This is a genomic window from uncultured Methylobacterium sp. (assembly GCF_964244095.1).
GTDB lineage: Bacteria > Pseudomonadota > Alphaproteobacteria > Rhizobiales > Beijerinckiaceae > Methylobacterium.
This window is the reverse complement of the sequence record NZ_CAXTHR010000195.1, coordinates 1-6,472: the sequence shown is the minus strand read 5'-3', so window position 1 is coordinate 6,472 and position 6,472 is coordinate 1. Positions and strand designations below refer to the sequence as shown.

Annotated in this window: 5 protein-coding genes; 1 reads left to right on the top strand and 4 read right to left on the bottom strand. The window is 69.0% G+C overall.

The window, feature by feature from the left end; translation table 11 throughout:
- Window positions 1-202 (bottom strand): CarD family transcriptional regulator (locus tag ACFE86_RS20600; RefSeq protein ID WP_375457186.1); only part of this gene is annotated, 202 nt, incomplete at its 3' end.
- 403 nt (window positions 203-605) lie between these two features.
- On the opposite strand from ACFE86_RS20600, the gene ACFE86_RS20595 reads away from it, so the two are divergent.
- A complete protein-coding gene (locus ACFE86_RS20595; RefSeq protein ID WP_375457185.1) occupies window positions 606-1,310 on the top strand; it encodes a glutathione binding-like protein in 705 nt (234 codons plus the stop codon).
- 70 nt (window positions 1,311-1,380) lie between these two features.
- On the opposite strand, the gene ACFE86_RS20590 is transcribed toward ACFE86_RS20595, so the two are convergent.
- From ACFE86_RS20590 to ACFE86_RS20580, 3 genes are all read right to left on the bottom strand, one after another.
- Window positions 1,381-2,247 carry an MBL fold metallo-hydrolase gene (locus ACFE86_RS20590; RefSeq protein ID WP_375457184.1) on the bottom strand — a complete coding sequence of 289 codons (867 nt, stop codon included), beginning with the start codon at window positions 2,245-2,247 and terminating at the stop codon, window positions 1,381-1,383.
- 70 nt (window positions 2,248-2,317) lie between these two features.
- Window positions 2,318-3,328, bottom strand: coding sequence for an SDR family oxidoreductase (locus ACFE86_RS20585; RefSeq protein WP_375457183.1), 1,011 nt, complete (start codon window positions 3,326-3,328; stop codon window positions 2,318-2,320).
- A gap of 114 nt (window positions 3,329-3,442) precedes the next feature.
- On the bottom strand, window positions 3,443-6,472 hold a 3,030-nt coding region (locus ACFE86_RS20580), incomplete at its 5' end, for an efflux RND transporter permease subunit (protein WP_375457182.1).

Below are 6,472 nucleotides of genomic sequence, written 5' to 3'. Positions count from 1 at the left end.
CGACGCTGTTGGCCTTCGCGGTGGGGACGCGCAGGACCATCTTGTCCTTCTCGAAGGAGACCACGAACAGTTCGAGCTTGTAGCCGGCGATCTCCTGCTCCTCGATCGCGGTGATGCGGCCGACCCCGTGAGCGGGATAGACCACCGCCTCGCCCGTCTTGAATCCCTGGCGGCCCGTCGTCGGCTTCTTGGCTGTGGTCATGCAGGAAGGGCCTCCAGAACGAAGCGCGGGGGTTTGCCAAACCCGCGTCCGACCATGTCTTCCGGGGCGGGACACCCGGCTCCAACCGCCCGACCGCCGCCGCCGCCTCAAAGAGGCAGGCGGATGACGGTTCCCAAGCGCAGCCGGGGACGCGCCACGATTGACCGGCCTCCGGAGGCGATGCCTCCGGCGGTCGAGCACGTGCTTCCCGTTGTCCTGAACCGGACTTCGCACTTTTGGGCACGACAGGGGGCACGTCAGGCGCGAACGACGGCAGGCAGACGATGTATCACAAACCGGAGCCTGAATCAAAGCATCGCGGTCCTGCGTGGTGCTTGACCCCATCTTCGTCGAGGCCCACCTGCCACGCCGAAGGCGCCCCCGCGACACTCGAGGACCCGCGATGATCGATCTCTACTACTGGCCGACCCCGAACGCCCACAAGGTGACGATGTTCCTGGAGGAGGCGGGTCTTGCTTACGCGATCAAGCGGGTCAACATCGGCAAGGGCGAGCAGTTCGATCCCGGCTTCCTCCGGATCGCCCCGAACAACCGCATGCCGGCGATCGTCGATCACGAGCCGGCGGGCGGGGGCGGGCCGGTTTCGCTGTTCGAGTCGGGCGCGATCCTGCTCTACCTCGCCGAGAAGACCGGGCGCTTCCTGCCCGGCGACCTGCGCGGCCGCGCCGAGGCGCTGCAATGGCTGTTCTGGCAGATGGGGGGCCTCGGGCCGATGCTCGGGCAGAACCACCACTTCTCGCAATACGCCCCCGAGAAGATCGCCTACGCGATCGACCGCTACGTCAACGAGACCAACCGGCTCTACGGCGTGCTCGACCGGCGGCTCGCCGACCGGGACTACGTCGCGGGCGATTACGGCATCGCCGACATGGCGGCCTACCCCTGGATCGTCCCCTGGGAGAAGCAGGGCCAGACCCTCGATGCGCACCCGAACCTCAAACGCTGGTTTCTCGCCATTGCCGAGCGTCCCGGCACCAAGGCGGCCTATGCCCGCGCACCCGAGGTCAACCCGGATCACGGCAAGACCATGAGCGAGGAGGCCAAGAAAGTGATGTTCGGGCAGAATGCCGGGAACACGAAGCGGTGATCCGCGGCGTTCCATTTCCCTTTGCCGGGGGTGGCCCTCGCGCCAGCGAAGGTCAGGAAAGGGATCGGCCTTAGCGTCTCAGATCATCCAACGCCACCGGCGCCGCGTGCGGCCGGCTTGCCAGCATTCCGTCGAGCAACGCCAGCACCTCGGCCCGGCCGCAATTGGCGGCGGGCTCGAACGGGGTCCAGGTCTGGGTGAAGTCGAGGCGCGCGAACACGTCGCGGTAGCGCCGCAACTCGTTCACCGTCAGCGGCACGCCGCGCACGAACGCCTTGTGCGCCGAGATCGTCGCGGCGCGGCGGGCATCGCGAGGGTCGAGCTCGAACTTCAGCGCGTCGCCGCAGAAGCAGATCTTTCGCGCGCGATCCAGCAGCACGGCGTGGCCGTCGAAGTGCCCGGCGGTGCGGTGCAGTTCCAATCCCGGCAGCGGCTCGAGAAAATCGTCGTAGGGCCAGGAGACCTGGAGCGCGGCGCTCCAGGTGAAGTCCGCGGCCGGCAGGCAGAGTTCCGGATCGAAGCGGTCCTGCAACTGCACCAGGGCGCCGTAGGCGTGCGGATGCGAGGCGGAGAGGACCTGCAGCCCGCCCAGGCTGGCGATGTGGTCGAGCGCCGCCGCGCTGAACACCGGGCAGCCCTCGAAGCCCATGTTGCCCGCATCCGTCCGGATCAGGTAGCTCGACGGACCGATGCCGGAGACCGGCTCGTTCCAGAAGCGCCACACGCCGGGCTCCAGCTCCTGCCAGTGGCAGGGGAAGCGGTCCTGCGCCTGACGCGTCGTCCAGAAGCGCCAGCCGTCCTGCGGCACCACGTGGCGGGCATCGAGGCATATCGGGCAGGACGGCGGCGTCGCGAAGTGCCGCTGCCAGAAGCCGCAATTGTCGCAGACGTAGGCAGGCAGGTCGAGGGCGCCCGCGAAGGGCAGGTAACCGGGCACGGCGTCGCCTCGTTCCGTTCGGGTTTCGTGGTGGCGATGCCTATCAGGCCCGGCGCCTGAACGCAGCCCGTCAGGACCGCCGCAGCAGGCGCCGCGGGGTGGCGGCGAGCGCGGCGGCGCCCGCCAGGCCGACCAGCGCGACGCCGGCGAGGCCGGCGACCAGGAGGTCGCGCTCGCGGCTCGTCCAGAACTCGGTGCGGGTGCGCTTGGTGCGGGCGCCGAAGGGCCCGTCGATGCCGACGTCGCCGGGGACCGGGACGTCGAGGTTGCCGGCCCGGTCCGGCAGGTCGTCGGCGGTCATCTGCTGCGGCCACATCTCGGCGGCCTTCCGGTCGGCGAAGCCCGGCACCAGCGCCTGCGCCGCGGCCATCATCAGCGCCGTGCGCCCGACCCAGACCTCGCGGCGCGGCTTCTCGACCGCGTAGAGGATCGCCTCGGCGCAGAGCCGCGGGTCGAACACCGGGTCGGGGGCGTTCTGGCCGTGGCCGGTACGGTTGCGCGCCCACTCGAACTGCGGCGTGTTGACGGCCGGCAGATAGATCACGCTGAGCGAGACATCGACCTTGTCGTGGATCAGCTCGCAGCGCAGCGCATCGGTGAAGCCGGAGACCGCGAACTTGGCCGCGCAATAGGGCGCCTGGAGGGGGGCCGCGCGGAAGCCGAGGCCCGACGAGACCTGGATGATCGCGCCGCGGTTGCGCGGCTTCATGAACCGCAGCGCGGCCAGCGTCCCGTAGACCTGGCTGAGATAGGTCGTCTCGGTGACGCGGCGGTACTCGGCTGGGGTGATCCGGTCGGCCGGGTTCACCACCGTCGACATGGCGTTGTTGACCCAGGCCCGGATCGGCCCGAGTTCGGCCTCGATCCGGGCGGTGGCGGCATCGACCGCGTCCGAGTCCGCGACGTCGGCGGCGATCGCCAGCACCGGCCGCCCGTAGGCCGAAAGCGCCGTCTCCGCCGCGCGCAGGCGCCCTGCGTCGCGAGCGATCACCGCGACCGACCAGCCGCGGGACGCGAACAGGTGGGCGGTGGCCAGACCGATCCCGGCGGTGCCTCCGGTGACGACTGCGACCCGTGCCATGCCCGATCCTTCCCGATGTAACGGAGCGACAAGCGGCGGCCGGCGACGACGGTTGCCGCCCGCGGGCGCGCCGAATGGACACGGCCCGCGGCGACCCGATCGCGACGGGCCGCGCTACGGATGCGCCGGCGCGGCGTGGGCCGGTGCCCCGCCGGGTTGGTCGCCGTCGTCGGCCTTTCTGCCGCGCTTCCCGCCGACCCAGATCACGATGTTGCGGATCATCACGTAGAACACCGGGGTGAGGAACAGGCCGAAGAAGGTCGCGCCGATCATCCCGAAGAACACCGCGGTGCCGAGCGCCTGCCGCATCTCGGCGCCGGGGCCGGTGGCTATGACGAGGGGCAGCACGCCGAGGATGAAGGCGAAGGCGGTCATCAGGATCGGGCGCAGGCGCAGCCGGCAGGCCTGCACCGCGGCGGCGATCGGCCCCTTGTGCTCGGCCTCCTCGATGTCGTGGGCGAACTCGACGATCAGGATCGCGTTCTTGGCCGCCAGACCGATCAGCACGATCAGCCCGATCTGGGTGAGGATGTTGTTATCCTGGCCCCGCACCTGCACCCCGGCGAGCGCGGCGAGCACGCCCGTCGGCACCACCATCAGGATCGCCAGCGGCAGCGTCCAGGACTCGTACTGCGCGGCCAGCACGAGGAACACGAGCAGGATGCCGAGCGCGAACACGTAGACCGCGGTGTTGCCGGCCGCCTTCTGCTGGTAGGCGATCTCGGTCCAGTCGTAGGCGTAGCCCTCGGGCAGGGCCTTCCTGGCGATCGCCTCCATCGTGTCGAGGGCCTGGCCCGTCGAGACGCCGGGCTTGGCCACGCCCTGCACCGGCACCGAGTAGAACAGGTTGAACCGCTGCACGATCTGCGGCCCGGCGACGTCGCGCACGCTGGCGAGCGTGCCGAGCGGCACGAGCGCGCCGGTCGCGGAGCGCACCTTGATCTGCGCGATGTCCTGGATCGCGGTGCGGTAGCCGGCATCCGACTGGAGGCGCACCTGGTAGATGCGGCCCAGCGTGTTGAAGTCGTTGACGTAGGTTCCGCCCAGATCCGCCTGCACCGAGGCGAAGACGTTGGCGAGCGGCACGTCGAGCATGCGCGCGATCGTCCGGTCGATGTCGAGGTAGAGCTGCGGCGTGTCGTTGCCGAAGGTGGTGAACACCCGCTGCACGTCGCTGCTCTGGTTGGCCTGCCCGATCAGTTCGCCGGCTGCTGCGAGCAGCGGACCGGTCGCCGACGATTGCCGGCTCTCGATCTGCATCTTGAAGCCGCCGCCGCTGCCCAGCCCGCGCACCGGCGGCGGCGGGATCACGATGACCCGGGCCTCCTGGATGTCGGCGGTGGCCTTGAGCACGTCGCCGGTGATGACCGCCGCGCTCCGGCCCGCAGCGGCCCGCTCCTTGGCGCCCGAGAGCGTGATGAACATCACGCCCGAGTTGGTGGTGTTGGTGAACGTCGCCCCGTCGAAGCCGGCGATGATGACGGTGTTGGTGACGCCGTCGATCTTGCGCGCCTCGGCGGCGGCGCGGTTGACCACCTCCGTCGTCCGGTCGAGGGAGGCGCCGGCGGGCAACTGGACGACGCCGATCAGGTAGCCCTGGTCCTGGTCCGGGATGAAGCCGGTCGGCGTCGTGCGCGCCAAGTGGATCGTGCCGAAGACGACGAAGCCGTAGAACACCATCACCGCGACGATCCCGACGGAATACGCGGTCAGTCCGTTGACGACGCGCGCGTAGCCGTCGGCCAGCGCGTCGAAGCCGCGGTTGAACACGGTGCCGAGCCACGCGACGAAGCGGGTGAGGAAGAACCTCGGCGGCTTGCGGGCATGATGGGGCACGAGCAGGATCTTGCAGAGCGCCGGCGACAGGGTCAGCGAGTTGAACGCCGAGATGATCGTCGAGGCGGCGATTGTCAGCGCGAACTGCTTGTAGAACTGGCCCGAGATGCCGGGGATGAACGCGGTCGGGATGAACACCGCCGCCAGCACCAGGGCGATGGCGACCACCGCGCTGCCGACCTCGTCCATGGTCTTGTGCGCGGCATCGCCCGGCGAGAGGCCCTCGGCCATGTTGCGCTCGACGTTCTCGACCACGACGATGGCGTCATCGACGACGATGCCGATGGCGAGCACCAGCCCGAACAGGGTGAGGTTGTTCAGCGAGAACCCGAAGGCCGCCATCGCCGCGAAGGTGCCGATCAATGACACCGGGATCGCGATCACCGGGATCAACGCCGTGCGCCAGCTCTGGAGGAACACCAAGATCACGATCACGACGAGGCCGACCGCCTCGAACAGGGTCTTGTAGACCTCTTGGATCGACTCCTCGATGAACTCGGTCGGGTTGTAGGCGATGCGGTACGTGACGTCGGGCGGGAAGTTCTTCTTCAGGTTCTCCATCACGTTCTTGACGGAGGTCGCCGCGGCGAGCGCGTTGGTACCGGGGCGCTGGAACGCGCCGATGCCGACCGCCGGCGTCGCGTTGAGGAACGAGTTCGTCGTGTAGTCCTTCTGGCCCATCTCCGTGCGGGCGATGTCCTTGATGCGGACCAAGCGGCCGCCCGCCGCCTTGACGATGACGTCGGCGAACTCCTCCGGCGTCTGGAAGCGCCCTTGCGACTGCACGACGAGTTGGAACGCCTCGCCGGTCCTGGCCGGCGGCGCGTTCAGGGCTCCGGCGGCCACCTGCACGTTCTGCTCCTGCAGCGCGGCCGTTACGTCGGTGGTCGAGAGGCCGTAGGCGGCGAGCTTGTTCGGGTCGAGCCAGATGCGCTCGGCGTACTCGTTGCCGCCGAAGATCGTGATGTCGCCGACGCCGTCGAGCCGCAGCATCTCGTCGCGGATGTTGAGGTAGATGTAGTTGGCGAGGTAATTCTGATCGTAGGTCTTGTTCGGCGAGAGCAGGTGCACGACCAGCATCAGGTCGGGAGAGGCCTTGCGCACGGTGACGCCGAGGTTGCGCACGTCCGGCGGCAGGCGCGGCTGGGCCACCGAGAGCCGGTTCTGCACCAGCACGTTGGCGATATCGAGGTTGGTGCCGACCTTGAAGGTGACGGTGAGCAGCATGTTGCCGTCGTTGGTCGACAGCGAGGTCATGTAGAGCATGTTGTCGACGCCGTTGACCTCCTGCTCGATCGGCGTCGCGAT

What these genes read in the sequence shown, in the direction of transcription:
- ACFE86_RS20595 (WP_375457185.1), top strand. Translation starts at nt 606, where the DNA reads ATGATCGATCTCTACTACTGGCCGACCCCGAACGCCCACAAGGTGACG.
- ACFE86_RS20585 (WP_375457183.1), bottom strand. Translation starts at nt 3,328, where the DNA reads ATGGCACGGGTCGCAGTCGTCACCGGAGGCACCGCCGGGATCGGTCTG.